The organism is Streptomyces sp. NPDC027672 (assembly GCF_055566335.1).
The window spans coordinates 181,986-208,320 of sequence record NZ_JBVHSO010000010.1; the positions used below are offsets into that span (position 1 = coordinate 181,986).

The window sequence follows — 26,335 nt, forward strand, 5'->3', positions numbered from 1 at the left end:
AGTCAACGCTGGTCAACAACACCCATGCGCGTTACTGGAGTTGGATGTTGTATCAGGTGGCCCCCACACCGTGTGGGACGGGTGGGGGCCTGGTCCACGCTGGTTAGGAGCGCAGACAGGTGCAGCATACGCGGACGGTCGGGGGTGCCTGGTGACGATGGCACCAACACGGAACGATGAGGCTCCAGAGGCCAAAGCATGGCGTTGGTCGGCTGTTGAGGGAAGCGCGCCGCTCTCGCGTCACGTCTTCCAAAAGTGGCTCATCCGAGTAAAGGCCACCCAGCATGAGGAGAGCGGAAGTCTCCTCTTCTCTGAGTTGTTCTCGAATGCTCTGAGGTATCCGGCACCTGACAGGCTTATTCCCACTCGATGGTTTCGCCTTGATGGCTTCATTCGGGTTGAGGTTGATGATGCCTCCCCGAAAGACCTTGTGATCACTGACCCCGGAATTGAGGCGGCGAGCGGACGGGGCTTGATCCTCGTTCATCTCCTTGCCGACAAGTGGGGAGTGCATCACCGGAGGTTCAACGACGGACACGGCAATTACCTGAACGGCAAGACTGTCTGGTTCGAGCTACACGACTAGCTAGCCGACCACAGACAGCAGAGAGCTCCTGTGACGCCCTCCCCCTCGGGATGGTATCCAGGGGCTCTCTTGCTTTTTCAGGAGCTCTCAGACGGCCGCAGGTTCACTTCAACCACGGGCCCCTGCTTCAGAAGATCTGCCCTTATCTCGATCTTGCGCCAGTAGTCTTCCGGCGCATTGTGAGTGTGCACCAGTTTGAACCTGGTCCAATCAAGATTGGGGAAGAGTTCTTCGGTCATGGTCCTGATATCCCCTAGGTTCATGACGTACGCCCGATCCTTCTTGTCGTCGCCCTCACTCCAGACAAAGACCTTTACGCCATAGTTCCGAAGAAAGCCCCTACGGTCTTCCCGGTCTTTCGCTTCCCAGACTTCCCCGTACTTCTTACCCGTTGCCTTAAAAGTCGGGTTAGCCCTCTCCGCTTCCTGCTTTGCCAGAAGAGCGACCTTTCCAGAGAGCGACTTATGCATACGCTGATAGGACTCTTCCTGCCCCTCTCCGTCGTAAGCTCCTGCGATGTACTTAGCTTCCAGGTTTTCCAGGCGTGCCCTAGTCGTCTGGAGTTCCCTTGCCTGAGAGGGGCCTACTCCTGCCCTTTCGTACATATCCCACTGACCAATACTGTCCCGTATCACCTGGTCAACCCAGGAATCAAGAACGTCTGCCCGGATACTCGGGCCGTTCTGACAGTTCCCACCCTTGAACTTGTTGGAGCACCGGTAATACCTGTGACCTGGTGTCTTGGTGCCATCCTTCCTGGTGTAGCCAGCGCCCATGAGGGAGGTAAACGGCGCTCCACACTCCCCACAGTGGCCGACACCGGACAGGAGACTCTTAGCGCCGTTACGGCTCCCTGTAGGGGCTCCCTCTGCCTTGGGTGCGGGCTTGATCTTGTCTACTAGGTCCGTCCACTCATCCATCGTGGCCAAAGGCGTCTCAGGGAGGATTACAGGCTCTCCCTGGTCATCCAAGACAGCCTCTCCCTTATAGGTGTAGACACCGGGGATCCAGTTGGACCGGATCATTTTGTTGATGATCGTTGCTTGCCATTGCTTGCCCTGAGTCTTTTCCCCTTTCAACTGACGTAGGTGATCGGACCACGTGAGGACTCCTCGCCCGTTGAAGTCTCGGGCAATACGGTGTGTGGACTGTCCCTCTCGGATGCGCCGGAAGATCTCTTCTACGTAGGGGTAGAAGTCCTGGTCAATCTCCAGGATCTTGCGCTTCCCACCTTCAACAACTTTGATCCGGTAGCCAGTTGGCGGAGCACCTACGAGCCATGAACGGTTCTCTAGACGGCTCTGTACGCCGTTCAGGATGCGGGCTTGGATCGTGTCCCACTCAGCCTCAGCAAAGACGGCAGTCATGCGCGCCATCATCTTTCCCTGGGGAGTGGAGAGGTCGAACCCCTCTTCTACACAGACAATGAACTTGCCGTTCTGCTGCGCCCACTCCAGTAGCTCATTGAAGTGCATCGAGCGACGGGTAAGCCTGTCCATCTTGGCTGCAATGATCACGTCGAACTCATCAGCCTTGGACGTCAGCCACTTCCCCAGCTTCGGCCGCTTGAAGGGGGACAGGGAGCCGGACACGTCCGTGTCCTCTGCCTCCCCCACCAGGACGCCGGACAGGTGAGGAGAGCTGACGTGGTGGCGTATCACGCCACGCTGCCACTCGATGGACGTCGAGCCGTCCGAGTCGGCAGAGAGTCGGAGGCATGCGAGGTAGCGGAGACCAGGAGTCATGGGGAGGACTGTAGCGGGTCTCTGTGTTTAGCGGACCGGCTAGACCTTGCCGGTAGGCACGTCTGTCCTCGTCCTCGTACTCGTCGGGAAAACCGCTGGGGAAACGGCTCTTGATAGCACTAGAGCGGGTCGTCCACGACCCGCCGCTACCAAGGCTAATGGTCTTCGGGCGGGTGACAAGACGTCCCCCGGTTGTTCTGTCGCGCAGGGAACTACCCTGGTCCGGTGCGTGACAAAACCCAACCGAATTCCGCCGCGCCGGGTGACCGGCTGATCCGCGCCGGTGCCGTCGTCTTCTTCCTCGGGGCCGTGGCCACCCTCGTCACGGTGGCCCCGCTGCTCCTCGGCGCGACACCATTTCCGACCTACATGTTCGGCCTGAGCATGCTCATGGCCGTAGGATTCCTCGTCGCCGGCGCCGGTGTCCTGCGGTCGGCCGCCGCCGGACGGCGTCAGGCGCGGGGTGCCGCGCCGGGCGTCCCGCGGTAGCCGGCGAGCCACGCCGGGAAGGCGGACAGGTCGGCCAGGACGACGTCCGCGCCGGCCTCCCGCAGCTCGTCGGGCGGGCACGGACCGGTCGCCACGGCGACCGAAAACGCACCCGCCGCGCGGGCCCCGCGGACGTCTCCGACGTGATCGCCGACGTACACCGCCGCGTCGTACTCGCGCAGCGCCGCAGCCTTCTGCTCGGCCCACAGGTCGCCGACGACCACGTCCGGTGCGATGCCGAGGTGCGTCAGGTGCAGTTTGGCGTTCGGCTCGTACTTCGCCGTCACCACCATCGTCCGTCCGCCGGCCGCCCGCACCGCGTCGACCGCCTCCCGGGCGCCGGGCATGGCGGGCGTCGTGGTGATGGCTATGGACGGGTACATCTCCCGGTACAGCTCGGCCATCGCCGGCACCCGCTCGGCCGGGAACCAGTGGATCAGCTCCTCCACGAGCGGCGGCCCGAGCCGGGTCACCGCGAGGTCGGCGTCGATGAACGTACCCGTCCGCTCGGCCAGGGCCTGATAACAGGCGCGGATGCCCGGGCGGGAGTCGATGAGGGTCATGTCGAGGTCGAAGCCGACGGTGAGGGCCATGGGGGACATTGTGCGGGGTGCCTCCGGCGGTGGGTGGGGCGGGGCGTGTCGTGGGGGGTGCTGTCTTGTGCCGGGTGCGGGTGCGTGGGGGGTGCTCGCGCCGTTCCCCGCGCCCCTTCGGGGGCGCGCCGTGGGGGGTGGTGTCGTGTGCCGGGTGCGGGTGCGTGGGGGGTGCTCGCGCCGTTCCCCGCGCCCCTTTGGGGGTTATCTGGTGCGTTGGGAGCGCCAGGTCAGGTAGAGGGCCGATGCCAGCGCTGCGCCGCGGACCACCCAGGGCCAGGTCTCGCCGATCGCGTCCGTCATGGTGCCCTGGGTGATCGGGTCCCCCCAGCGGCCGTCGGCGCGGCCCCACAGCCACGCCGCGCCGGCGGCGACCGCCGCGCCCGGCAGGAACATCACCGCCCACTTGGTCTCCGCGGGCGTCAGCCGCCGGGAGCCGTAGGCGATCGCCCAGCCGAGGAGCAGCGCGTACCAGTTCCCGAGCACGGCACCGGCGACGAGCGCGACGGCGGCCAGCAGCAGGAGGGGGTTGGACCAGCCGGCCGGCACCAGGACGGGCAGTCCGCGCCGGCGGCGGGCGGCCGGCGCGGACGCGGGTCCGGGCTCGGTTCCCGCTTCGGCCTCCGCCGGGGCGGCCTCCGTGGCGTCGGGCTCCCGTGCCGGGCGGCTGAGCAGTTCCGGGATCTCCACCCCGCCGACGAAACCCGGTACCGGGTCGGCGTCCGTCAGAGGTCCGCTCACCCGCCACCAGTCGGGCGGTGCCGTACCGTCGCCGAGTTCGTGGGCCGGGGCCAGGTGCGGCGGGGCCGGGACGTCGCGGGCCACGGGCGGGTCGGCGGGTCGGGGGCGGGGGCGCGGTACGACCCTGCGCAGGCCCTTCGGGCGTTCCTCCCGGGGCATCTCCTTGTCGAGGGCCGGCTCCTCCCGGCGCGCGTCCTTGCCGCGGCCCGCCCCGCCCTGGTGCGCGTCCTTGCCGCGGCCCGCGCCGCCCTGGTGCTGCTTCCTGCCGTAGGTCGCCTCACCCCGGCGCGACTCCTTGCCGCCGCCCGGCTCGCCCTGGCGCGGGTCGCTGCCGCCCGGGTCGCTCTGGCTCGGGTCGTCGCGGCCCGGGTCGTCCCGGTGTGGGTCCTTCTCGTGGGGTGTCGTCTCGCGTCGTGGCCCCCAGGGCCGGTTCCGGTCCGGACGGCGCGGGCCCTTCGGCCGGGGCCGGGCCGCCGGGTCGGGAGCCTGGTCGCCGGTGACGGGCTGGGCGGGGACGCTCGTGGCGGGCGGCGCGGGCGGCCCGGGCGCGCCGGCCGTGCCGCTCGCCGTGCCGACCACCTCGTCCGGGCTGCCCAGCCGGTCCAGGATGCGGCGGACCGCGGCGGGCGAGTCGACCGTCGCCCGCGCCCGGTGCCGGTCGATCTCGTTGCGCAGCTCCGACACCAGCCGCATCCGGGTCGCCGACGGCAACTGCCGCTGCTGGGCGATGTCACCGACGCGGCTCAGATACTCGTAGACGACCTGGTCGCTCTCGATCCCCACGGAACCCCTCCGGGGTGCGCCGACTGAACTGCCGTGAGGGACGGTACCGCGTCTTCGCCGCTGCCCTGGGCCCATCGATGTCGGCTACCGTTGGCCGGATGAGCCCCGAGGCCCACCCCGCCCCTCGGTCCCTGGCGGAGGCGCTCCGCGCCCGGGACGACTCCTCCCTGGCCGCGTTGCTGCGCAGCCGCCCGGACCTCGTCACGCCCGTGCCCGGCGATCTCACGCAGCTCGCCACCCGCGCCGGCACCCGCGCCTCGGTGCTGCGCGCCCTGGAGCGGCTGGACCGGTTCGCGCTGCAGACGGCGGAGGCGCTGGCCGTGGCGCCGGACCCGGCGCCGTACGACACCCTGCTCGGGCTGATGGCCGGGGACGACCGCGACGAGACCGTGGCCGCCGCGCTGCCGCGGGCCCTCGCCACCCTGCGCGAACAGGCGCTGGTGTGGGGCGGCGACGACCGGCTGCGGCTGGTGCGCACCGCCCGCGAGGTGCTGGCCCCCTCGCCGCGGCACCCGTCGCCGACCGGGCTCGGGCCGACCGTGCAGGAGGCCACCTCGGGCATGTCCCCGGGGCGCGTCCAGGAGCTCGTGACGGCGGCCGGGCTGCCGTCGACGCACGACCCGGTGTCCGCCGTGGCCGCGCTGACCGCGCTGTTCGGCCACCGGAAGAAGATGGCCAAGCTGCTCGCCCAGGCCCCCGAGGCCGCCCGCGAGGTGCTGGACCGGCTGGTGTGGGGGCCGCCGTACGGGCAGGTCACCGCGGAACCGGCGGCGCATCTGCGCTGGCTGCTGGACCGCGGGCTGCTGCTGCCGACCGTGCCGGGCACGGTGGTGCTCCCGCGCGAGGTCGCCCTGCATCTGCGCGCGGGCCGCGCCCACCGCGCGCCCGAGCCGCTGCCGCCCGCCGTGGCACCGGCCGCGACGCACTCCGGGCAGGTGGTCGACGCGACCGCGGCCGGGCAGGCGTACACGGCGCTGGCCACCGTGGAGGAGCTGCTGAAGGAGTGGGACGAGGGCGGTCCGGCCGTGCTGCGGGCGGGCGGGCTCAGCGTGCGTGACCTGAAGCGGACGGCCGTGGCGCTGGACGTGTCCGAGCCGGTCGCCGCCTTCTGGACGGAGCTGGCGTACGCGGCCGGACTGGTCGCCTCCGACGGCGAGGCCGACGAGCGGTACGCGGCCACGCCCGCCTTCGACGAGTGGCTGGAGCAGCCGCCGGCCGAGCGCTGGTCCCGGCTGGCGCAGGCGTGGCTGACGGCCACCCGCACGCCGGGGCTGGTCGGCGGCCGGGACGCCAAGGACCGTACGCTGTCGGCGCTCGGTCCGGGCCTGGACCGGTCCGCCGCGCCCGAGGTACGGCACCGGGTGCTGTCCCTGCTCGCCGGGCTGCCGCACGGCACGGCGCCGGACGCCGGGTCGGTGCTGGACCGGCTGCGCTGGGAGCGTCCGCTGCGCGGGGCCCGGCGGGAGGGCGAGGACGATCTGCGGACCCTGCTGGCCCGCTGGACCCTGTCGGAGGCGGAGCTGCTGGGCGTGACCGGCCGGGGCGCCCTGTCCTCGCACGGCCGCGCCCTGCTGGGCGCGTCCGTCCCCGGCTCTGGGTCACCGGGGCCCGGGTCGGGCTCCCCGGGGTCCGGGTCCGGCTCCGCCGCGCCGAGCGGTCCGGGGGACAAGCTGCCGGTGCACCACCACCACGCGCCCGGCCGGCTGGTTCCCCTCGCGGCTGCCGAGCAGGCCGTCGCGGGCGCCGCAGCGGCGCGGCTGCTCGCGCCGCTGCTGCCGGAACCGCTGGACCACGTGCTGCTCCAGGCGGACCTGACGGCCGTCGCTCCCGGCCCGCTGCGGCGCCCGCTCGCCCAGGTGCTGGGCGTGCTCGCGGACGTGGAGTCCAAGGGCGGCGCGACCGTGTACCGGTTCACACCGGCGTCCGTCCGACGGGCCCTGGACGCCGGGCGCACCGCCGCCGACCTGCACGCCTTCCTCGCCGAGCACTCCCGCACCCCCGTCCCGCAGCCGCTCGCCTATCTGATCGACGACGTGGCCCGCCGGCACGGCCACCTGCGGGTCGGCGCGGCCTCGGCGTATGTGCGCTGCGACGACGACGCCCTGCTGAACGAGATCCTCGCCGACCGGCGGGCCGCCGCCCTGCGGCTGCGCCGGCTGGCCCCGACCGTGCTGGCCGCGCCGGTCGATCCGGCGGCGCTGCTGGAGGGGCTGCGCGCGATGGGGTACGCGCCCGCCGCCGAGTCCGCCGAGGGCGATGTCCTGATCACCCGCGCGCACGCGCACCGCACCCCGCCGCGCACCGCGCCCGAGCCGGTGCCGGACGGGCCGCCGCCGCCCGACGCCACGCTGCTCGCGGCGGCGGTCCGCGCCATCCGGGCCGGCGACCTGGCCGCCACCACCCCGCGCAAGCCGGCCGGCGAGCCGCCGGCGGGCGGCGGGCTGCCGCGCACCTCGTCCGCCGAGACGCTGGCCACCATGCAGGCCGCCGTGCTGACCGGGGACTCGGTGTGGATCGGCTACGTCAACGCCGAGGGCGCCGCCAGCCAGCGCGTCATCTCCCCGGTCCGGGTGGAGGGCGGCTTCGTCACGGCGTACGACCACACGGCGGACGAGGTGCGGACGTATCCGCTGCACCGGATCACCGGCGTCGCCGAACTGGCGGACGACTGACTCCTGCCAGGCGGCCCCCCCTGCCGGCGGTCCCTCCCGCCTGGTGGTCTCCTGCCCGGCGGTCCCGCTGCTCTTCGGTCCGCCCGTCCTGAGGCGTGCCCCTGTCGTGCCCCTGCCGCCGCGTCCCTCCCGCCGTACCCCGGCCGCCGCGCTCCCCACGGGATCGCGTGATGTCCGGTGTTCCGGCGCGGCGGCCCGGACAGGGCGCTGACCAGGCCGGACAGTGCCCGGCTGTCCCGGACATGTCCTGGACGCCCCGACCCGTTGTCAGCGCCGGGAGCGCCCGGCCAGCCTTTCGGTCGTCAGCCGGACCCACCGGGCCCGGCACCGGACCGACGGAAGGAAAATCGGGATGACCGCGATACGCACAGCGAGGACCACGGCCGTCGCGGGGGCGGTCCTGGCCATGTCGCTGGGGGGCCTCGTGACGGCCGGCCCGGCACACGCCGCGACGCCCCCGGGACCGCTGGCCGCCAAGCAGGCGCTGAGCCAGTACACGAGCGACAACGCCGAGGTGAAGAAGCGCAAGTACGAGGGTGACGCCAAGGACGGCGACTCCGAGCGCAACAACTGCAACTTCTACACCGGCTTCTGGACGGCCAGGGCCAACCTGCGCTGGGACCACACCAGCGCCCCGCGCACCGGGACCATCAACAACCACCAGGCCTGCGGGACCAGCAAGGGCTACATGTACGTCAAGACCGGCGGCGCCTGGAAGAAGAGGTGGACCAGCGTGAAGTGGACCTCGCGCGCCTGGTGCGCGGACTTCGCCAAGTACGCCTGGTACTGGGGCAAGGCGGACGTCAGCGGCCTGAACGCGGCGGCCGACTCGTTCCGCGCGTACGGCAAGGCCCACCACACCTGGCACTCCAAGGCGCAGGTGAAGGCGGGCGGGTACCGGCCGGCGCCCGGTGACGTGGTCTCCTACGACGACAACGGGGACGGCCGGGCCGACCACGTGGGCGTCCTGACCTCGTACAGCTCCAGCCGGAAGGTCTACCACTCCGTCGAGGGCAACACCTCCCTGGAGCGGCTGACCTACAAGAAGAGCCAGTCCGCCACGGCGGGCCGGGTGATCGGCTACACCACGCCGAAGGCCCGCTGACCTCGGCCACGTTGGCCGGAAAAGGATTGGTTCCCCGGCCGGCTCCCGCACAACGATGGGGGCCATGGACGACAGAGCGCTCGCGTTACGGGAGGTACGGACGGCGGCGGACCTGAACGCCGCCCTGTGCGAGCTGAAGGCGCGCTCCCGGCTGACCTACCGGCAGCTCGAGGAGCGCGCCGCCGAGAAGGGCGAGCCGCTGCCGCGCAGCACGCTGGCCGACGTCCTGCGCAACGGTTCGCTGCCCCGGCAGGAGCTGCTGACGGCGTTCGTCCGGGCGTGCGGGGAGGGCGGGTACGTGGACGAGTGGCTGGCCGCACGGCAGCGGGCCGCCGAGGCGCCGCCTCCGGGGCAGGGGCCCGGGGCCGCGGGGGGCGGCGTGGGGGGATCGGCGGGCCCGGGGGGCCCTGGGGCCACGGGGGGCTCCAGGGACTCCGGGGACCGCGAGGAGGGGGCCGGGCGGCCGGTATGGCGGCTCCTGCGCGCCCACCCGGCCGGTGTCCTCGCCGGGTCCCTCCTCGCGGCCGCGCTGGCCGCCGCGGCCGCCGTCTGGTCGCTGGGGAACTTCGGGGGCGACGGCCGGCCGGCGCGGCTGCCGCACGGGCAGGTCCTGCTGCGGCCGCTCGGCTCGCCCGGCCTGTGCGTGACGGACGGGCAGGTCCCGGACGGGCGGTACCACTCGCTCGTCGCCGTCCAGCGCCCCTGCGATCAGACGGCACCCCAGACCACCACCCTGGACCCGGTGGGCGAGGACGCCTACCGGATCGCCTGGTACCGCCCCGACCAGGGCAAAGGGTGCCTGAAGGCCCTCACCGAGGGGCCCGGCCGGGACCTGCTCGAACCGTGGGACGCCTGCGAGCGGACCACTGCCTTCCGCTTCGTCCGCACCGAGCCCGCCGGCAGCGGGCAGGCCGGCGGCACGTACACCGGCCCGAGCTACAGCGGCCGCAGCTATCTGATCAAGATCTCCGACGACACGTGCGTCGGCATCAGGGACGGGAGCGGCGCGGCCGGGACCGAGGCCGTGGTGGAACCCTGCACCGGCGCGGACGCCCAGCTCTTCGTCGTCGAAGCCGTGGTGTGAGCGGGCGGCCGGGCCCTGCGCCGGTCCCGGGACTCGCGGTCGGCCCCGCCGCATGAGGCACACTGGACGTTTGGCCGTTGTGGAAAGGGTGTGCCGCGCGTGAATGGTCCACTGATCGTCCAGTCCGACAAGACCCTGCTGCTGGAAGTCGACCACGAGCGGGCCGACGCCTGCCGGCGGGCCATCGCGCCCTTCGCCGAGCTGGAGCGCGCCCCCGAGCACATCCACACCTACCGCGTGACGCCGCTCGGCCTGTGGAACGCGCGCGCCGCCGGACACGACGCCGAGCAGGTCGTGGACGCCCTGGTGGAGTACAGCCGCTATCCCGTGCCGCACGCGCTGCTCGTGGACATCGCCGAAACGATGGACCGCTACGGCCGCCTCACCCTCAGCAAGCACCCCGCGCACGGACTCGTCCTGTCCAGCACGGACCGGCCGGTGCTGGAGGAGGTGCTGAAGTCCAAGCGGATCGCCCCGCTGGTCGGTGCCCGGATCGACCCGGACACCGTCGTCGTGCACCCCTCGGAGCGCGGGCAGATCAAGCAGACGCTGCTGAGGCTGGGCTGGCCCGCCGAGGACCTCGCCGGGTACGTCGACGGCGAGGCGCACCCGATCGACCTGCTGGAGGACGGCTGGACCCTGCGGCCCTACCAGCGGCAGGCCGTGGAGAACTTCTGGCACGGCGGCAGCGGGGTGGTCGTGCTGCCCTGCGGCGCCGGGAAGACACTGGTCGGCGCCGGGGCGATGGCCCAGGCCAGGTCGACCACGCTGATCCTCGTCACCAACACCGTCTCCGCCCGGCAGTGGAAGCACGAGCTGGTGAAGCGGACCTCGCTGACCGAGGACGAGATCGGCGAGTACAGCGGCACCAAGAAGGAGATCCGGCCGGTCACCATCGCCACCTACCAGGTGCTGACGACCCGGCGGAAGGGCGTCTACCCGCACCTGGAGCTGTTCGACTCCCGGGACTGGGGCCTGATCGTCTACGACGAGGTGCACCTGCTGCCCGCGCCGGTGTTCAAGTTCACCGCCGACCTCCAGGCACGCCGCCGGCTGGGGCTGACGGCCACCCTGGTGCGCGAGGACGGCCGGGAGTCGGACGTGTTCTCGCTCATCGGGCCCAAGCGGTTCGACGCGCCCTGGAAGGAGATCGAGGCGCAGGGCTACATCGCGCCCGCCGACTGCGTCGAGGTCCGGGTGAACCTGACCGACTCCGAGCGGCTGGCGTACGCGACGGCCGAGGCGGAGGAGAAGTACCGCTTCTGCGCGACCACCGAGACCAAGCGGAAGGTCACGGAGGCGATCGTGCGCCGCTTCGCCGGGCAGCAGATCCTGGTCATCGGCCAGTACATCGACCAGCTGGACGAGCTGGGCGAGCATCTGAACGCGCCGGTCATCAAGGGCGAGACGTCCAACGCCCAGCGCGAGAAGCTGTTCGACGCGTTCCGCCGGGGCGAGATCAGCGTGCTGGTGGTGTCGAAGGTCGCGAACTTCTCCATCGACCTGCCCGAGGCCACGGTCGCCGTCCAGGTGTCCGGGACCTTCGGCTCCCGGCAGGAGGAGGCCCAGCGGCTCGGCCGGGTACTGCGCCCCAAGGCCGACGGCCACCAGGCGCACTTCTACTCGGTCGTCGCCCGCGACACCCTGGACCAGGACTTCGCCGCCCACCGGCAGCGCTTCCTGGCCGAGCAGGGCTACGCCTACCGCATCGTGGACGCGGACGAGATCCTGGCCGAGGGCGCGGCCTGACGCTCCGGGCGGCGCACCGCCGCCCCCGCCAGCAGGACCAGCGCCAGCAGCGGGTACGGCGAGGCCAGCGGCTGCTGCCACCACGGCAGGTGCAGGTCCCGGTCGCCCGCGTGCGGGACGAGCCACAGGGTGCGGGCGGTGAAGACCGCCGCCGTCCCGGCCGCCGTCCAGCGGCGGCCGTCGCCCAGCAGCACCGCGAGCAGCGGCACGCACCACACCCAGTGGTGGGACCAGCTGATCGGGCAGACCAGCAGGCCCGTGCCCGCGGTGAGCAGGATGCCGTGCCGGTCCTGCCCGGCGCGCGCCGCCAGCCACAGGCCGGCGGCGCAGCAGACCGCGGCCGGCAGCGCCCAGCCGAGGCCCGGCGCCGGCTCGCCCAGCGTCCGCGCGACCAGTCCCTGGAGGGACTGGTTGTCCACGATCCACGCCTTGCCGACACGGCCGGTCTCCCACAGCCGCCCGCCCCAGAAGGAGACCGTCGCGGACGGCAGCAGGACGGCGCCGGCCGCGACCGTCCCCGCGCAGGCCGCGAGCGCCGTGACCGCCTCGCGCACCCGGCCGCGCAGGAGCAGGTAGGCGAGGAAGACGGCCGGGGTGAGCTTGATGCCGGCCGCGATCCCGAGGGCGGCCCCCGCCCACCGGGCGCCCGGGGGCCGGGTCAGGTCCCACAGGGTCAGACAGGCGACGGCCAGGTTGATCTGGCCGAACAGGAGCGTCTGGAAGACCGGTTCGAGCCAGAGGGCGAGGGCGGTGCCGGCGCAGACCAGGGCCGGGGCCGGGGTGCGCTGTGCCAGCCGGGCGGAGAGGGCGACGAGGACGGCGAGGAGCAGCGCGTTGGCCGCGAGGAAGGCCGCCTTCAGGACGGGCACGGGAAGCCAGGACGCCGGGACGAACAGCAGGGCGGCGAAGGGCGGATAGGTCGCGGGGAGCCGCCACTCGGTGACGGTGAAGCCGTACAGGTCGGTGCCGTGGGCCACGGCCGCGCCCTCGGCGCGGTAGACGAGGAGGTCGGCCATGGGCGCTCCGCGCAGGGCGCACAGGGTGCCGAAGGAGGCCAGCGAGAGGGCGAGCAGGAGCAGGGCCGTCCGTTTCCGCACGGACCCGACCTTATGCGGTGATACGCGGCGTACGCCCGCCTCCTCGCCGTAGCCGCCGGGGACGGGCGGGGCGACTGGCGGGCCCCGCGGTCAGGGACCGGCCGGTGCCGCGGGCGCCGGTCGTGCCGCCGGTGGCAGCGGCGCGTGGTGGGGGCAGGTCTCGAACGCCTGGACCGCCAGGGCCGCGAAGCGCCGGGAGGCCGCGACCCGGGCGGCGGTGGAGGTGGCGTGGATGCCCTTGTTGGCCATGAGGACGAGAAGGAGGTCGTCCAGGACGAAGTCGGGCCTCAGCCGCCCCGCGTCCTGGGCGCGCCGGGCCAGTGCGGCGACGGCTTTCACCGTGTACGCGCGTCCCGCCACGTCCGGTGCGCCCGGGAGCGTCGACAGGAAGGCTTCGGTGAAGCCCCGGTCGCGTGCGTGCAGCTCACAGATCTTCTCGATCACCAGGCACAGGCCACGCCACGGATCGGGGTCCGCGCACCCCTCGTCGACGATGGCGCGGCACGCGTTCAGCCGCTCCTCGAAGGCTTCGGCGATCAGTGTCCGCTTGGCCGGGAAGTGCCGGTACAAGGTGGCGGGTCCCACCCCGGCGCGCCGCGCGATCTCCCGCATGGGCACGTCGAGGCCGTCCGCCGAGAACAGCGCCCGGGCCGCTTCGAGGATGCGGTCGCGGTTGTCCTGGGCGTCGGACCGCAGTTTCTGAGGCAAGCGATCGCTCACCTTCTCACTTTAGCCAAGCGGACGGCGGCGTCCGTATACCGTCCCGGGACGCAGCTTCGACAGCATCGAGACCGTGGGAGACGACGTTGAAAGCAGTGGTGATCCGGGCGTTCGGAGGCCCCGAGGGTCTGGCCGTCGTCGATCTGCCGGACCCCGTCCCCGCCGCCGGGCAGGTGCTGATCGCCACCGAGGCGGCCGGCGTCGGCGGGGTCGACGCCGTGATCCGCAGCGGGGCCCTGGCCGCCTACGGCTTCACGGCGGGCCACATTCCGGGCGGCGAGGTGGCGGGCATGGTGACCGCGGTCGGTGACGGCGTCGACGCCTCCTGGATCGGCCGGCGCGTGTGGGGCTTCACCGGCACCGGCGGGGGCTACGTCGAACAGGCCGTCGCCCCGGCCGAGGACGTCGTCCCGCTGCCCGGGGAGCTGTCCGCCGTCGACGCGGTGACGCTCGGCAGTTCCGGCGCGGTGGCCCACTTCGGGCTTCGCCACGCCCGCTTCGCCGCCGGGCAGACGGTCCTGGTGCGGGGCGCGGCCGGCAGCATCGGGATCATGGCGGTGCAGCTCGCGGCGCGCGGTGGTGCCGCCGCCGTGGCGGTCACGGCCTCCTCGGCCGGGCGCGGCGAGCGGCTGCGCCGGCTCGGCGCGACCCATGTGCTGGACCGCTCGGGCCACGGGCAGGACGCTCCCGCGGGCTACGACGTCATCATCGACGTCGTAGCCGGTGCGGACCTGCCGTCGTTCCTCGACAGGCTCAACCCGAACGGCCGCATGGTGGCCGTGGGCGCCGTGGCGGGGCAGCCGCCCGCGGACTTCGGTACGAAGCTGATGGCGGCCTTCCAGAAGTCGCTGTCCTTCGCGACGTTCAGCGCGGCCACCGTCCCGCGGGCCGAGCTGCGTGCCGTGCGCGGCGCGCAGTTCGCCGAGGCCGGCCGCGGCGGGATCGAGACGGTGGTGCACGAGGTGCTGCCCCTGGACCAGGCCGTGCGCGCGCACCGGAAGATGGCCGCGGGCGAGGTCTTCGGCAGGATCGTGCTGACCCCGTGACCGGGGCGCGCGTCCGTCCTGGCCGGACGCCGGCCGGCGCCGGGGAGCGATCGTCACGACAGCGATCATCGCGGCAGCGATCGTCACGGCAGCGATCATCGCGGCAGCCGAAATCCAGTGGACCCGCTCCGTCGGCCCGCCTAGAATCTCCGCCCTTGCCCGCCTCCCTCACGGAGTGCCGTCGTCCGGCCGGAAACCGGACGGCATCGTCGTAGCCCACGTAGCTGGTCCACCGGAGGCACCCCCTTGTCCACGCCCGCCCACGCCCCGCTCGGCGACCCGCCCGACGATCCGCTCGCCCGCGAGCGCTCCCACCTCGCCGCCTCCCGGGCCGCCCTGCGGGCCATGCGCGAGGACGTGGAGGCCCTCGACATCAGGGACGTCACCGCGAACTGGGTCAACGCCGAGGTCCTCGCCCGCCAGATCGACGAGCGCGTCAAGGCGCTGGCCGACCTCAGCGACACCCCCCTGTTCTTCGGGCGCCTGGACTACCTGCGCGCGCCGGGCGCGGAACTGGCCGAGGGCGCGCGGGGCGAGCGTTTCTACATCGGGCGGCGGCATGTGCACGACGCCGACGGCGACCCCATGGTCATCGACTGGCGTGCCCCGGTCGCGCAGCCGTTCTACCGGGCGTCCGGCAAGAACCCCATGGACGTCGGGCTGCGCCGGCGCTTCGGCTACACCGGCGGCGAGCTGACCGCGTACGAGGACGAGCACCTGTCCGACCCGGCGCAGACGGCCACCACCAGCAAGCTGCTCCAGCAGGAGATCGAACGGCCGCGCGTGGGCCCGATGCGGGACATCGTCGCCACCATCCAGCCGGAGCAGGACGAGATCGTCCGCTCCGGCCTGTCCGGCACGGTCTGCGTGCAGGGCGGCCCGGGCACCGGGAAGACCGCCGTCGGCCTGCACCGGGTCGCGTACCTGCTGTACGCGCACCGGGACCGGCTGGCCCGCACCGGCACCCTGGTCATCGGGCCGAACCGGTCCTTCCTGCACTACATCGAGCAGGTGCTGCCCGCGCTCGGCGAGCTGGCCGTCCGGCAGGCGACGGTGGACGACCTCGTCGCGCAGGTGGAGGTGCGCGGCACGGACGACGCCGCCGCCGCGACGGTCAAGGGCGACGCCCGGATGGCCGAGGTCGTCCGGCGCGCCCTGTACGCGCACGTGACGGCGCCCACCGAGCCGGTCGTGGTCGTGCGCGGCTCCCGGCGCTGGCGGGTGCCGGCGTACGAACTCCAGGAGATGGTCCGCGAGTTGCTGGAGCGGGACATCCGCTACGGCGCGGCCCGCGAGGCGCTGCCGCAGCGCATCGCGCACGCGGTGCTGGTGCGGATGGAGCAGGCCGGGGAGGCGCCGGACGACCGGGTGCAGGACGCGGTCGCCCGCAGCGGCCCGGTGAAGGCGGCCGTGAAGGAGGTCTGGCCGGCCGTGGACCCGGCGAAGCTGGTGCTGCGGCTGCTGACCGACGCGGACTTCCTCGCCGAGCACGCCGCCGGGATCCTGGACGAGGACGAGCGCAAGACGATCCTGTGGACGAAGCCGGCGCGCAGCGTGAAGTCGGCCAGGTGGTCGGCGGCGGACGCGGTGCTGATCGACGAGGCGGCCGATCTGGTCCAGCGCACCCCCTCGCTCGGGCACGTGGTGCTGGACGAGGCGCAGGACCTGTCCCCCATGCAGTACCGGGCCGTGGGCCGGCGCTGCACCACCGGCAGCGCGACCGTGCTGGGCGACCTCGCACAGGGCACGACCCCGTGGGCGACCCGGAGCTGGGCCGAGGCGCTGCGGCACCTGGGCAAGCCGGACGGGGCCGTCGAGGAGCTGACGGCCGGTTTCCGCGTGCCGTCCGACGTCATCGCGTACGCCTCCCGGCTGCTGCCGCACATCGCGCCCGGCCTCACCCCGGTCGCCTCCGTCCGCGAGAACCCGGGCTTCTTCGAGGTCCGCACGGTCACCCAGGCGGCCGAAGTCGTCGCTGCCTGCGCGGAGTTGCTGCGCAAGGAGGGCTCGACGGGCCTGATCGCCGCCGACGCCCGCGTGCCCCTGCTCGCCGAGGCGCTGACGGCGGCCGGCATCTCCTGGCTGGCCCCCGGCGAGGAGACCACCCGGGAGACCCGGCTGACCCTGGTCCCGGCCTCGCTCGCCAAGGGCCTGGAGTACGACTACGTGGTCCTGGACGAACCACAGGCCGTAGTGGACGGCGAGCCGGACGAACGCACCGGCCTACGACGCCTGTACGTGACACTGACCCGCGCGGTATCAGGCCTGACCATCACCCACACAACCCCACTGCCCGCACAGCTCACCCCGGAGGAAACACCTTCTCCACAGCCGGTGCCGGGGAACTAGCCAGGCGCCCTCCACCTGTTCCGAGCGGGGATCCGGGGACGGGAAGTGCCCAGGGCGCTCAAGAGGTCTTGTCGGCCCAGTAGTCCTTCAGCATCTCCCGAGGCCAGGAGGGCTCGCGCACGGGTCCCCGCGGTCCCATCTCCTCGAAGTACGGCGAGAGGTCGTAGATCTTCGTGCCGACGACGGCGTCCAGGTCGGTCACATGCAGTCTGAGTCCGTCGACCCTGAGGAGCCGGGGGAAGCTCTGCGCGAGTTGGTTGGGGCGGCGGTGATTGCGGTGCGCGAACGTTCCCGTGGCCGGCCAGTCCGGGTTCCCCCTCGGACTGCGCGCGTGATACTCGACGTCACCGGGTGATGCCTTGTCGAAGTGCCACACGACCACCAGGTGCGAGAACTCGTCCAGTCCCTGCACGGAGTCGAGGGGGAACTCCGACTCATCGAGCTGGATCACGGACTCGACGCCGCCCCAGTAGTCGTCCGCCACCTCGGTGCGTCCTTCGACCACCGTTCCGATCGGCCTGAGCTCCAGCACCACGGCACCAATCCTCCGGCTCGCCCTCAATCACGCGCCTGATCAATCTACTGGGGAGAGATACGTGGTCGCGCGGGCGTCGAGAACGCGCCGAGTGTGACGGCTCGGCCACGCCGTCCGGGCGGTGGCCACCCTGCTCAAGCCGGTCATGGCTTGCTGAACAAGGGGGCGGCCACCGCCCGTACACGCCGCCGCGACATTCCTTAGCCGGCGTCCTCGTCCAGGGTCGTGCGCCACTGGGCTACCGCGTTGGCCGAGACCGGGCCCTGCCAGCCGTCGGGGCGGGCCGCGCCGCCGATGTGGAACGCCTCGATGCCGCCCGCGCGCAGCGGGGCCACGTGGTCCAGCCGCAGTCCGCCGCCGACCAGGATCTGCTGCTCGTAGCCGGGGCCGGCGCCGCGCGCGGCCTCGGCGAGCAGCGTGGGCAGTCCGTCGTCCACGCCCGCGGCGGAGCCGGCGGTGAGGTAGGTGTCCAGGCCGGGCAGGCCGGCGAGCTGCTTGCGCAGGAGGTCCCGGTCCGCGGCCCGGTCGATCGCCCGGTGGAAGGTCCACGCGGCGCCGTCGAGCGCGCCGACGACCCGTTCCACGGCGGCCAGGTCGGCGGCGCCGTCCGCGGCGAGGAAGCCGAGGACGAACTGGTCGGCGCCGGCCTCCCGCAGTTCGCCGGCCACGCCGACCAGCCGGTCCACGTCCCCGGCCGCGAACCCGTCCGCGAGGCGGAGCATCACGCGCAGGTCGATGTCGACGGCGGCGCGGACCGCGGCGACGGTGGCGGGCGCGGGGGTGAGCCCGTCGGCCGCTATCTCGGTGACCAGCTCCAGCCGGTCCGCGCCTCCGGCCTGGGCGGCGACCGCGTCCTCGACGTCGAGGGCGATCACCTCCAGGACTGCACGCTTGCTCATGGCACCCCAATTCGTCGGCGTTCGTCGGGCGACTACAGGTCTAGTCCAATTCAAGAGTACGCCGGTACCGGGGCGCCACGGGGCCGCACTCATCCGAAGACGTTCAACTCCGCCTCCGTGACCCCCGTCAGTTCATAGGACGCACCCGTCAACGGGCGCCCCGCGTACAGCCGTACCAGCGTGGCGGCGTCGCCGGCGTACCGGGCGGGCGCGCGGTCCGCGGCCTCCGCCCCGAGCCGCAGCGGCCCCTCCGCCCCGGCGAGGTCCGCGCGCAGCGGCACGTGGTCCCGCTCCCGGGTGAGCCGGACCAGCAAGGTCAGCGCGTCCGGCAGCCCCGCGCCCGCGTACGCCCCCGGCTCCCGCCACGCGTCCCGCACGTCCCCGGCGTGCACCCACTCCGCCAGCGCGAGCAGGTCCAGCCACGGGTCGCCCCCGGCGATCACCGGTCCGGCCTTCCGCATGCCGTGCTCCAGCTCGTCCACCACCCGGGCGTTGCTCCAGCCGGCCCGCTCGGCGATGTCCCGGTCGTTCGACTCGGCGGAGAACACGCCCTCCTCGAACCGGTTCTCCAGCACCCGGGCCAGCGCGGCGGAACCGTGCGCCAGCACGTCCCGCACGGTCCATCCCGGGCACGCGGGCACCGGCAGCGCGAAGTCCGCGTCGGGGCGGGAACGCAGCAGCGGTACGAGGGCGTCGCACTCCGTGGCCAGCAGCCGGCCGGGCAACCAGGGATCACGCTCGTCCCTGTGGGGGGTGATGTCCGTCATGCGGCTCACGCTAGGCACCCTCGCGCCCGCCCCGCGGACGGCACGGCGACGGGGAACCCGCACGAGGGAACCCGCACGAAGGACGCCGGAAGCCGGATGCCGGAAATCGCATGCGGGGGCGGACCGACCGTTGACGTCCGAGGGGGCGGGTCCGGCGGGTGGGGGCGCGGGAGAATGGGGGGCATGGCCGATCTCGACGACCCGCGTCCGCACGACACGCCTCCGCACGACCTGCGTTCCCGTTTCGTCCGGGCGCTGACGGCGGTCCGCTCCCCCGGCGGCGGTCCCGACCCCGCCCCCTACGCCGACAACCTGCTCGCCCGCTGGCAGGAGCCCCAGCGCCGGTACCACACGGTCGCCCACCTCACCGCCGTACTCGACCACGTCGACGCCCTGGAGACCTGCGCGGCGGATCCGGACGTGGTCCGGCTGGCCGCCTGGTTCCACGACGCCGTGTACCTGCCCGAGCGGTCGGAGAACGAGGAGCGGTCCGCGCGGCTGGCCGAGCGCGCCCTGAGGGAGGCCGGCGTCCCGGACGCGAAGACGGCCGAGGTGGCCCGGCTGGTCCGGCTCACCGCCGGCCACGACCCGGCCGAGGACGACCGCGACGGCCAGGTGCTGTGCGACGCCGACCTGGCGATCCTGGCCGCGCCCCCGTCCGCGTACGCCGCCTACACCGCCGCGGTCCGCGAGGAGTACCACTTCGTGCCCGGCGACGCCTTCCGCGCCGGCCGTTCGGCGATCCTGCGGCAACTCCTCGGCCTGCCCCGGCTGTTCCACACCCCGTACGGGCGGGAGCACTGGGAGGCCACCGCGCGCTACAACCTCGCGGCCGAGCTGGAAATGCTGTCGACCTGACGGAACCGGCCCCCTAGGGTTCGCCCATGCGACCGATAAACGGGGACGACGTGACCGAGGCCGTCGCGAGCTGCATCGCGGCCCTGCGCCCGGCGGCGGACCGCGACTGGAGGGCCGTGCCGGCCGGCGGACTGGAGTGGGACTGCCACACCACCGCCGTGCACGTCGCCGACGACCTCGCCGCCTACGCCGCCAACCTGGCCGGACGGGCCGAGGACGCCTACTTCCCCTTCGAGCTGACCCTCGACCAGGGCGCCGGCAACGGGGAGCTGCTGGACGTCGTCGGGGCGACCGGCGCCCTGCTGGCCGCGGCCGTGCGCAGCGCGCCGCCCGGTGTGCGCGGCTACCACACCTACCCGTTCGGCAGTGCGGACCGCCAGGGCTTCGCCGCCATGGGCATCGCCGAGGTGCTGCTGCACACCCACGACATGGCCCGGGGCCTCGGCCTGCCCTACGAACCGCCCGCGGGACTCGCCGAATCCGTGCTGGCCTGGCTCTTCCCGCACGTCCAGCCCGGCTCCGCGCCCTGGCCGACCCTGCTGTGGGCCACCGGCCGCGGGGAGCTGCCCGGCCGCGCCCCGGTCACCGAGTGGCGCTGGCGCAACAACCTGGTCATCCCCGCCGGGCGCATCACCCTGACCGGCGTCCGCCCGGCCGTCGCCCGCGACCTGGGCCTCGGCGGCGACGGCGGCTTCGACTGGCCGGACGGCGGACCGTTCGACGGCACCCGGGAGGCCGCCGGCTATCTGGTGAAGGCGTACGAAGCGGGCGTGCACCGGCCGGAGTTCGGCGTCTTCGTGCTCGTCCGGGAGGAGGACGGCCGCGCCCTCGGCGGCATCGGCTTCCACGGCGCCCCGGACGAGGAGAGCCGGGTGGAGATCGGCTACGACCTCGTCGAGAGCGCCCGCGGCCAGGGCTACGCCACCGAGGCGCTGCGCGCGCTGGCCGAGTGGGCGCTGGCCCGGGAGGACGTCGGCCTGGTCACGCTGACCATCGAGCACGACAACGTCGCCTCGCAGCGCGTCGCGGACCGCGCGGGCTTCACCCGGGCGACCGTGGAGGAGGAGCGCACCGCCCACGACGAGCAGGGCATGGAGTCCGGCCTCCGCCTCTACCTGCGCCGCGCCTGAGCACCCCGCGGCCGGCACGGCACCCACGTCCCGGCCGCGACCTCACCCGCGCCGGACCCCCGCGGTCTCACCCGCGCCCCGGCCGCACCCGCACCGGCATCCGCGCCCCGGCCCCGGCTCACCCGGACCGCACCCGCACCGGACCCCGCAGCCTCACCCGCACCGCACCCGCATCCCGGCCCCAGCCTCACCGGACCCCCCGGTCTCACCCGCCCCGCGCGCGCAGTCCCTTCGGGCGGCGCAGGCCCGAGGCGCGCAGCAGCCGTACCACCTCGCGGCTGCCGACTTCCACCGCCCCGGCGGCCACCGCGTCCGCGTACCGGTGCGACGGAAGGTCGTAGTGGTCGCCGTCGAAGGCCCGCCCCGGCAGGCCCAACCGCTCGGCGAAGGCGTGGAGTTCGGCGTACGACACATCGCTCACCAGGTGCGACCACATGCGTCCGTGGCCGGGCCAGGCGGGCGGGTCGACGTACAGCGTCACGAGGAGGCCGCCGGTCCGGTGGCCGAGCCCAGCGAGCCCACCGACGCCACCCGGACGCCCGCCTTGTGGCACACCCAGTGCGGATCGGGGCCCAGTTCCGGTTCCACGTCCAGCGCGTGCGGGTCGCCGGAGCCGCACACCGGGCACAGCGGCCAGCGGCCGTACCGGTCCAGCAGCGCGTCCTGCACGTCCTGGGCGACCAGCCCGGCGACGAAGCCCGCGCCGTCCGGCCACTGCTCGACCCACCAGCGCCGCTGCGCGATGGAGTCCTCCACCAGCGAGACCACGTCCGCCTCGGCGGCCTGGCCCGCGACGAGGTCGGCGAGCACCAGGGCGCGGGCGGCGTGCAACGCCTGTTCCAGAGGGCTGATGGGGTCCATGCACCCCATTGTGCGCACTCTTGACCCCGGCACCGAACCGAAAATATCTTTCATTCGTGACCCAGGACGTGAAGGAAAGTTTCGGCAGCCCGGGCGGCTCGCTCGCCGCCAAGGTGCGCACGCTCGCCCCCTCCATGACCCGGTCCATGCAGCGGGTCGCCGAGGCGGTCGCCGGCGACCCGGCCGGCTGCGCCGCGCTCACGGTCACCGGCCTCGCCGAACTCACCGGCACCAGCGAGGCCACGGTGGTGCGCACCGCCCGGCTGCTGGGCTATCCGGGCTACCGCGACCTGCGGCTCGCCCTGGCCGGACTCGCCGCCCAGCAGCAGTCCGGCCGCGCGCCCGCGATCACGACCGACATCGCGGTGGACGACCCCATCGCCGACGTCGTCACCAAGCTGGCCTACGAGGAGCAGCAGACCCTCGCCGACACGGCCGCCGGGCTCGACACCGGGCAGCTCGGCGCGGCCGTCACCGCACTGGCCGCCGCCCGGCGCACCGACGTGTACGGCGTCGGCGCCTCCGGACTGGTCGCCCAGGACCTCACCCAGAAGCTGCTGCGGATAGGGCTCATAGCCCACGCGCACAGCGACCCGCACCTCGCGGTGACCAACGCGGTGCAGCTCCGTTCGGGTGACGTGGCGCTCGCCATCACCCACTCCGGGGCGACGGGGGACGTCATCGAACCGCTCCGGGTGGCCTTCGAGCACGGGGCGACGACGGTGGCCATCACCGGCAGACCCGACTCCGCCGTCACGCAGTACGCCGACCTCGTGCTGACCACGTCCACCTCTCGGGAGACCGAGCTGCGGCCCGCCGCGATGTCCTCGCGGACCAGCCAGCTGCTCGTGGTGGACTGTCTGTTCGTGGGAGTGGCGCAGCGGACGTACGAGACGGCGGCGCCGGCGCTGGCGGCGTCGTACGAGGCGCTGGCGCACCGGCACCGCAACACCGCGCGGTAGACCGCAGGACCGACCGTTCGTGGGGATCCGCGGGTCCGCCGTGGCGGACCGCGCTCCCCGTACTGGAGAGAGCCGCCCCCCAAAATGACCTCTTCCGACCTCCGCAGTCAGCTGGCCTCCCTGACCACCGAGGCCTTCCGTCCCGAGCTGGCCGACATCGACCGGCTGCCCACCCTGGAGATCGCCCGGCTGATGAACGGCGAGGACGCGGGCGTGCCCGCCGCCGTGGCCGCCCGGCTGCCGCGGATCGCCGCCGCCATCGACGCCGTCGCCGAGCGCATGGCCCGCGGCGGACGCCTCGTCTACGCCGGTGCCGGCACCGCCGGCCGGCTGGGCGTGCTGGACGCCTCCGAGTGCCCGCCCACCTTCAACACCGATCCGGAGCAGGTCGTGGGTCTGATCGCGGGCGGGCCCCCGGCGATGGTCACCTCCGTGGAGGGCGCCGAGGACTCCGCCGAGCTGGCCCGCCGGGACCTGGACGCGCTCAAGCTGACGCCCGACGACAGCGTGGTCGGCGTCTCCGCCTCCGGCCGCACCCCCTACGCCGTCGGCGCCGTCGAGCACGCCCGCGCCGTCGGTGCGCTGACCATCGGCCTGGCCTGCAACGAGCACAGCGCGCTCGCGGCCGCCGCCGAGCACGGCATCGAGGTGGTGGTGGGCCCGGAGCTGATCACCGGCTCCACCCGGCTGAAGGCGGGCACGGCCCAGAAGCTGGTGCTGAACATGCTGTCGACGATCACGATGATCCGGCTCGGCAAGACGTACGGGAACCTGATGGTCGACGTGCGCGCCTCCAACGCCAAGCTGCGGGCCCGCTCGCACCGGATCGTCGCGCTGGCCACGGGCGCGGACGACGCCGAGATCGACAAGGCGCTCACGGAGACCGGCGGCGAGGTCAAACACGCCATCCTGGCCCTGCTCACCGGCGTCGACGGGCCGACGGCCGCCCGGCTGCTGGAGGAGTCCGCCGGCCATCTGCGGGCCGCGCTGGCGCGGGGTGGCGGTCCGCGTCAGGGGGCCCGCCAGACCAGGGTGTAGCGCCAGAACAGCCGGCGGCGCAGCCGGGCGCCGGGCAGCAGCCGGCGGGCCGTGCGGGAGATCTCGGCGAAGCTCTCGGCCGGCTCCCGGGTGCGGGCCGTCATGGCGGCGGGCCGGTGCGGGGCCGGCCGGCCGCGGTTCTTCGCCCAGCCCAGCAGCGCGTTCGGCGGTACGGCGGCCAGGGCGAGCGCATGGTCCGCCGGGCCCGACGCCCGCGCGCAGCCGACGACGACCAGCGTGCCGCCGGGCGCGAGCTGGCGGCGGAAGCGGATGAGGGTCCCGGCGAGCGGGAGGTGGTGCAGCGCGGCGACGCAGGTGATGACGTCGTAGCGGCCGGCGGGGAGTTCTCGGGAGGCGTCGGCCACGCTGTAGCGGACCCGCGCCGACCCGGGCGTCGCCGCGCGGGCCCGGGCCAGGATGTCCGGGTCGGCGTCGATGCCGTGCACCTCCCGGGCGCGCCGGGCGAGCAGCCGCGCCAGGTCGCCGCTGCCGCAGCCCACGTCCAGGGCGGTGCCGAAACGGCGGGGCAACTGCCGTAGCAGCCACGGGTGGTAGTGGGCGTTGTGGTCCCACGGGTGGGCCGCGTTGAAGCGGTGGAGGGCGTCGAGCGGGCGGGCCGCGCGGGTCGTCGTCACGGATGCCACTCCACCACGGGCGCGGCCCGCGGGGACACCGGGCGGCCGGTGCCGGACGCGGCGGGGCACCATGGAGGGAAGGAGGCGACCGACCCATATGAACCACGCCCAGCTCACCGCCCTCGGACGGGCTCTCCGGCTGCTCGGGGAGCACGGAGAGGCCCTGACCGCCGACACCCCGGACGCCCGGCTGCACGAGATCAAGGACGATCTGCGGCGCGCCCTCGACCTGCTGGAGGAGAGCGTCGGCGCGGGCGCGCCCGCCACCCGGTGCCGCGAGCACCCGCAGGGGCCCGTGGACGAGAGCGCGCCCGATCTGTGCCTGCTGTGCGAGACCCGGCGCCGGGCCGCGCGCCGCTCGGAGTTCCAGGGCACGCGGCCCCGCCCGGGGGAACCGGTCCCCACCGCGCCCTCCCGGTACGGCGTGCGCGGTGACCGCCCGCAGCCGCAGCAGCGGTGGCTGCCGGAGCTGTGGAACGGGCAGGAGTGGCAGCTGTGCGGGACGCCGCGCCGGGACCGGCGCGAGGCGGAGGCCTATCTCGCGGCCCAGCGGCACGGCTCCCGGCCCGCCATGGCGTACCGGCTCGTCCACGAGTTCACCGACTACGAGGTGCTGCGGGTGTGGGGCACACCCGTGCGGGTCGACATCGAGCCGATGGGCAACCTCTGACGGGCGGCCGGAGCGGTCAGCTCAGGGTGTTGACCGCCGAGGCGTCGTACGGCTTCAGCTCGTCAAAGCGGTCGTCGAGGACCTTCGCCGCCCACTCGGGGTCCTGGAGCAGCGCACGGCCGACGGCCACCAGGTCGAACTCGTCGGCCTCCAGCCGGTCCAGCAGGTTGTCGATGCCCTTGACCGGGGAGTCCTCGCCCTGGAAGGCGTTGACGAAGTCGCCGTCGAGGCCGACCGAGCCGACGGTGATGACCGGCTTGCCGGTGAGCTTCTTCGTCCAGCCGGCCAGGTTGAGGTCCGAGCCTTCGAACTCGGGCAGCCAGTAGCGGCGGGTGGAGGCGTGGAAGACGTCGACGCCGGCCGCCGTGAGCGGGGCGAGGATGGCCTCCAGCTCGCCCGGGGTCTCGGCGAGGCGGGCGGTGTAGTCCTGCTGCTTCCACTGCGAGAAGCGGAAGATGACCGGGAACCGCGGGGACACGGCCGCGCGGACCGCGGCGACGATCTCCGCGGAGAACCGGGCGCGGGCCACCGGGTCGCCGCCGTAGGCGTCGGTACGGCGGTTGGTGCCCTCCCACAGGAACTGGTCCAGCAGATAGCCGTGGGCGCCGTGGATCTCCACGCCGTCGAAGCCGATGCGCTCGGCGTCGGCCGCGGCCCGGGCGAAGGCGGCGACGACGTCGTCCACGTCCGCCTGGGTCATCGCCTTGCCGGTGGGCTCGGCGCCCGCGGTGACCAGGCCGGAGGGGCCGACGGCGGGGGCGTCCGGGAAGGGCGGCCGGCCCTGCTCGCGGACCATGCCGATGTGCCAGAGCTGCGGGACGATCGTGCCGCCCGCCGCGTGCACGTCCTCGGCGACCTTCGCCCAGCCCGCGAGCTGCTCCTCGCCGTGGAAGCGCGGGACACGGCTGCTCGTGCCGGCCGACTCGTGGCCGACGTAGGTGCCCTCGGTGACGATGAGGCCGACGCCGGCGGCGGCGCGGCGCGCGTAGTAGGAGCGCACGTCCTCACCGGGGACGCCGCCCGGGGAGAACATCCGGGTCATCGGCGCCATCACGATCCGGTTGGGCACGGTGAGGCCGTTGAGCGTGATCGGGCGGGACAGCACGCGGGCCGCGCGGGAGGCGGGAGGCGTGGTGACGGTCATGGGGGCTCCTCGCGGATAACGGGTTACCGACTGGTATGTGCGTGCGCATTGTTACACCTCCTTAAGCAATGCCGACA

25 protein-coding genes are annotated in these 26,335 nt (G+C 73.4%); 13 read left to right on the plus strand and 12 right to left on the minus strand.

Annotated elements, in window-relative coordinates; genetic code table 11:
• Positions 1–151 precede the first annotated feature (151 nt).
• Positions 152–586: an ATP-binding protein gene (locus tag ACZ4SV_RS24530; RefSeq protein WP_468006418.1), complete on the plus strand. Its 435-nt coding sequence runs from the start codon at positions 152–154 to the stop codon at positions 584–586.
• 77 nt (positions 587–663) lie between these two features.
• Here ACZ4SV_RS24530 and ACZ4SV_RS24535 read toward each other — a convergent pair whose 3' ends face one another.
• Entirely contained in the window at positions 664–2,331 is a 1,668-nt protein-coding gene (locus ACZ4SV_RS24535; RefSeq protein ID WP_468006420.1) for a recombinase family protein, read from the minus strand.
• A 225-nt stretch (positions 2,332–2,556) separates the two neighbouring features.
• On the opposite strand from ACZ4SV_RS24535, the gene ACZ4SV_RS24540 reads away from it, so the two are divergent.
• Positions 2,557–2,820, plus strand: a complete 264-nt coding sequence (locus ACZ4SV_RS24540; RefSeq protein ID WP_468006422.1) for a hypothetical protein — start codon at positions 2,557–2,559, stop codon at positions 2,818–2,820.
• Here the strand turns inward: ACZ4SV_RS24540 and ACZ4SV_RS24545 are convergent.
• The gene (locus ACZ4SV_RS24545; protein WP_365871266.1) at positions 2,784–3,422 is read right to left on the minus strand and encodes an HAD family hydrolase; all 639 of its coding nucleotides are present in this window, start codon (positions 3,420–3,422) and stop codon (positions 2,784–2,786) included. The two genes, ACZ4SV_RS24540 and ACZ4SV_RS24545, sit on opposite strands and share 37 nt — an antisense overlap.
• Before the next feature lie 195 nt (positions 3,423–3,617).
• Positions 3,618–4,937 (minus strand): hypothetical protein, encoded by a 1,320-nt coding sequence (locus tag ACZ4SV_RS24550; RefSeq protein ID WP_468006424.1) that lies wholly within the window; start codon positions 4,935–4,937, stop codon positions 3,618–3,620.
• Positions 4,938–5,035: 98 nt separating this feature from the next.
• Here ACZ4SV_RS24550 and ACZ4SV_RS24555 point away from each other — a divergent pair, with 98 nt between their 5' ends.
• The 4 genes from ACZ4SV_RS24555 to ACZ4SV_RS24570 all read left to right on the plus strand — a co-directional run bounded on the left by ACZ4SV_RS24555 (position 5,036) and on the right by ACZ4SV_RS24570 (position 11,547).
• A complete protein-coding gene (locus ACZ4SV_RS24555) occupies positions 5,036–7,609 on the plus strand; it encodes a helicase-associated domain-containing protein (RefSeq protein ID WP_468006426.1) in 2,574 nt (857 codons plus the stop codon).
• A gap of 352 nt (positions 7,610–7,961) precedes the next feature.
• Complete coding sequence (locus tag ACZ4SV_RS24560) at positions 7,962–8,714, plus strand: CHAP domain-containing protein (protein WP_468006427.1); 753 nt, start codon at positions 7,962–7,964, stop codon at positions 8,712–8,714.
• A 64-nt stretch (positions 8,715–8,778) separates the two neighbouring features.
• The gene (locus ACZ4SV_RS24565; protein WP_468006429.1) at positions 8,779–9,798 is read left to right on the plus strand and encodes an RICIN domain-containing protein; all 1,020 of its coding nucleotides are present in this window, start codon (positions 8,779–8,781) and stop codon (positions 9,796–9,798) included.
• Positions 9,799–9,897: 99 nt separating this feature from the next.
• Positions 9,898–11,547, plus strand: a complete 1,650-nt coding sequence (locus ACZ4SV_RS24570) for a DNA repair helicase XPB (protein ID WP_468006431.1) — start codon at positions 9,898–9,900, stop codon at positions 11,545–11,547.
• Here ACZ4SV_RS24570 and ACZ4SV_RS24575 read toward each other — a convergent pair.
• The gene (locus tag ACZ4SV_RS24575) at positions 11,499–12,644 is read right to left on the minus strand and encodes a glycosyltransferase 87 family protein (RefSeq protein ID WP_468006433.1); all 1,146 of its coding nucleotides are present in this window, start codon (positions 12,642–12,644) and stop codon (positions 11,499–11,501) included. The two genes, ACZ4SV_RS24570 and ACZ4SV_RS24575, sit on opposite strands and share 49 nt — an antisense overlap.
• A gap of 90 nt (positions 12,645–12,734) precedes the next feature.
• Positions 12,735–13,364, minus strand: coding sequence for a TetR/AcrR family transcriptional regulator (locus ACZ4SV_RS24580; RefSeq protein WP_468006435.1), 630 nt, complete (start codon positions 13,362–13,364; stop codon positions 12,735–12,737).
• An 86-nt stretch (positions 13,365–13,450) separates the two neighbouring features.
• On the opposite strand from ACZ4SV_RS24580, the gene ACZ4SV_RS24585 reads away from it, so the two are divergent.
• Positions 13,451–14,410 carry a zinc-binding dehydrogenase gene (locus ACZ4SV_RS24585; protein ID WP_468006437.1) on the plus strand — a complete coding sequence of 320 codons (960 nt, stop codon included), beginning with the start codon at positions 13,451–13,453 and terminating at the stop codon, positions 14,408–14,410.
• A 246-nt stretch (positions 14,411–14,656) separates the two neighbouring features.
• The gene (locus tag ACZ4SV_RS24590; protein ID WP_468006439.1) at positions 14,657–16,759 is read left to right on the plus strand and encodes a HelD family protein; all 2,103 of its coding nucleotides are present in this window, start codon (positions 14,657–14,659) and stop codon (positions 16,757–16,759) included.
• Between the two features lie 58 nt (positions 16,760–16,817).
• Here the strand turns inward: ACZ4SV_RS24590 and ACZ4SV_RS24595 are convergent, their stop codons facing one another.
• The 3 genes from ACZ4SV_RS24595 to ACZ4SV_RS24605 form a co-directional block, all read right to left on the minus strand.
• On the minus strand, positions 16,818–17,294 hold the full coding sequence (locus ACZ4SV_RS24595) for a TrmO family methyltransferase domain-containing protein (protein WP_468006441.1): 477 nt from the start codon (positions 17,292–17,294) through the stop codon (positions 16,818–16,820).
• Between the two features lie 200 nt (positions 17,295–17,494).
• Complete coding sequence (locus tag ACZ4SV_RS24600; RefSeq protein WP_365879219.1) at positions 17,495–18,193, minus strand: copper homeostasis protein CutC; 699 nt, start codon at positions 18,191–18,193, stop codon at positions 17,495–17,497.
• Between the two features lie 89 nt (positions 18,194–18,282).
• Complete coding sequence (locus ACZ4SV_RS24605) at positions 18,283–18,960, minus strand: maleylpyruvate isomerase family mycothiol-dependent enzyme (protein ID WP_468006443.1); 678 nt, start codon at positions 18,958–18,960, stop codon at positions 18,283–18,285.
• Between the two features lie 183 nt (positions 18,961–19,143).
• On the opposite strand from ACZ4SV_RS24605, the gene ACZ4SV_RS24610 reads away from it, so the two are divergent.
• Positions 19,144–19,818, plus strand: coding sequence for an HD domain-containing protein (locus ACZ4SV_RS24610; protein WP_468006445.1), 675 nt, complete (start codon positions 19,144–19,146; stop codon positions 19,816–19,818).
• A gap of 26 nt (positions 19,819–19,844) precedes the next feature.
• A complete protein-coding gene (locus ACZ4SV_RS24615; protein ID WP_468006447.1) occupies positions 19,845–20,948 on the plus strand; it encodes a GNAT family N-acetyltransferase in 1,104 nt (367 codons plus the stop codon).
• A gap of 205 nt (positions 20,949–21,153) precedes the next feature.
• On the opposite strand, the gene ACZ4SV_RS24620 is transcribed toward ACZ4SV_RS24615, so the two are convergent.
• Both ACZ4SV_RS24620 and ACZ4SV_RS24625 read right to left on the minus strand, forming a co-directional pair.
• Positions 21,154–21,429: a DUF4031 domain-containing protein gene (locus ACZ4SV_RS24620; RefSeq protein ID WP_365879211.1), complete on the minus strand. Its 276-nt coding sequence runs from the start codon at positions 21,427–21,429 to the stop codon at positions 21,154–21,156.
• On the minus strand, positions 21,426–21,809 hold the full coding sequence (locus ACZ4SV_RS24625; protein WP_365879209.1) for a hypothetical protein: 384 nt from the start codon (positions 21,807–21,809) through the stop codon (positions 21,426–21,428). The genes ACZ4SV_RS24620 and ACZ4SV_RS24625 overlap by 4 nt, the downstream gene beginning before the upstream one ends.
• Positions 21,810–21,865: 56 nt before the next feature.
• On the opposite strand from ACZ4SV_RS24625, the gene ACZ4SV_RS24630 reads away from it, so the two are divergent.
• On the plus strand, positions 21,866–22,771 hold the full coding sequence (locus tag ACZ4SV_RS24630; RefSeq protein ID WP_365879207.1) for a MurR/RpiR family transcriptional regulator: 906 nt from the start codon (positions 21,866–21,868) through the stop codon (positions 22,769–22,771).
• Positions 22,772–22,855: 84 nt separating this feature from the next.
• Positions 22,856–23,809 (plus strand): N-acetylmuramic acid 6-phosphate etherase, encoded by a 954-nt coding sequence (gene murQ / locus ACZ4SV_RS24635; RefSeq protein WP_468006450.1) that lies wholly within the window; start codon positions 22,856–22,858, stop codon positions 23,807–23,809.
• Here the strand turns inward: murQ and ACZ4SV_RS24640 are convergent.
• The gene (locus ACZ4SV_RS24640; RefSeq protein WP_468006452.1) at positions 23,782–24,453 is read right to left on the minus strand and encodes a class I SAM-dependent methyltransferase; all 672 of its coding nucleotides are present in this window, start codon (positions 24,451–24,453) and stop codon (positions 23,782–23,784) included. The genes murQ and ACZ4SV_RS24640 overlap by 28 nt on opposite strands.
• Positions 24,454–24,541: 88 nt before the next feature.
• Here ACZ4SV_RS24640 and ACZ4SV_RS24645 point away from each other — a divergent pair, with 88 nt between their 5' ends.
• Positions 24,542–25,114, plus strand: coding sequence for a hypothetical protein (locus tag ACZ4SV_RS24645; RefSeq protein WP_365879201.1), 573 nt, complete (start codon positions 24,542–24,544; stop codon positions 25,112–25,114).
• 16 nt (positions 25,115–25,130) lie between these two features.
• Here the strand turns inward: ACZ4SV_RS24645 and ACZ4SV_RS24650 are convergent, their stop codons facing one another.
• A complete protein-coding gene (locus ACZ4SV_RS24650; RefSeq protein ID WP_468006454.1) occupies positions 25,131–26,258 on the minus strand; it encodes an NADH:flavin oxidoreductase in 1,128 nt (375 codons plus the stop codon).
• Between the last annotated feature and the right edge of the window lie 77 nt (positions 26,259–26,335).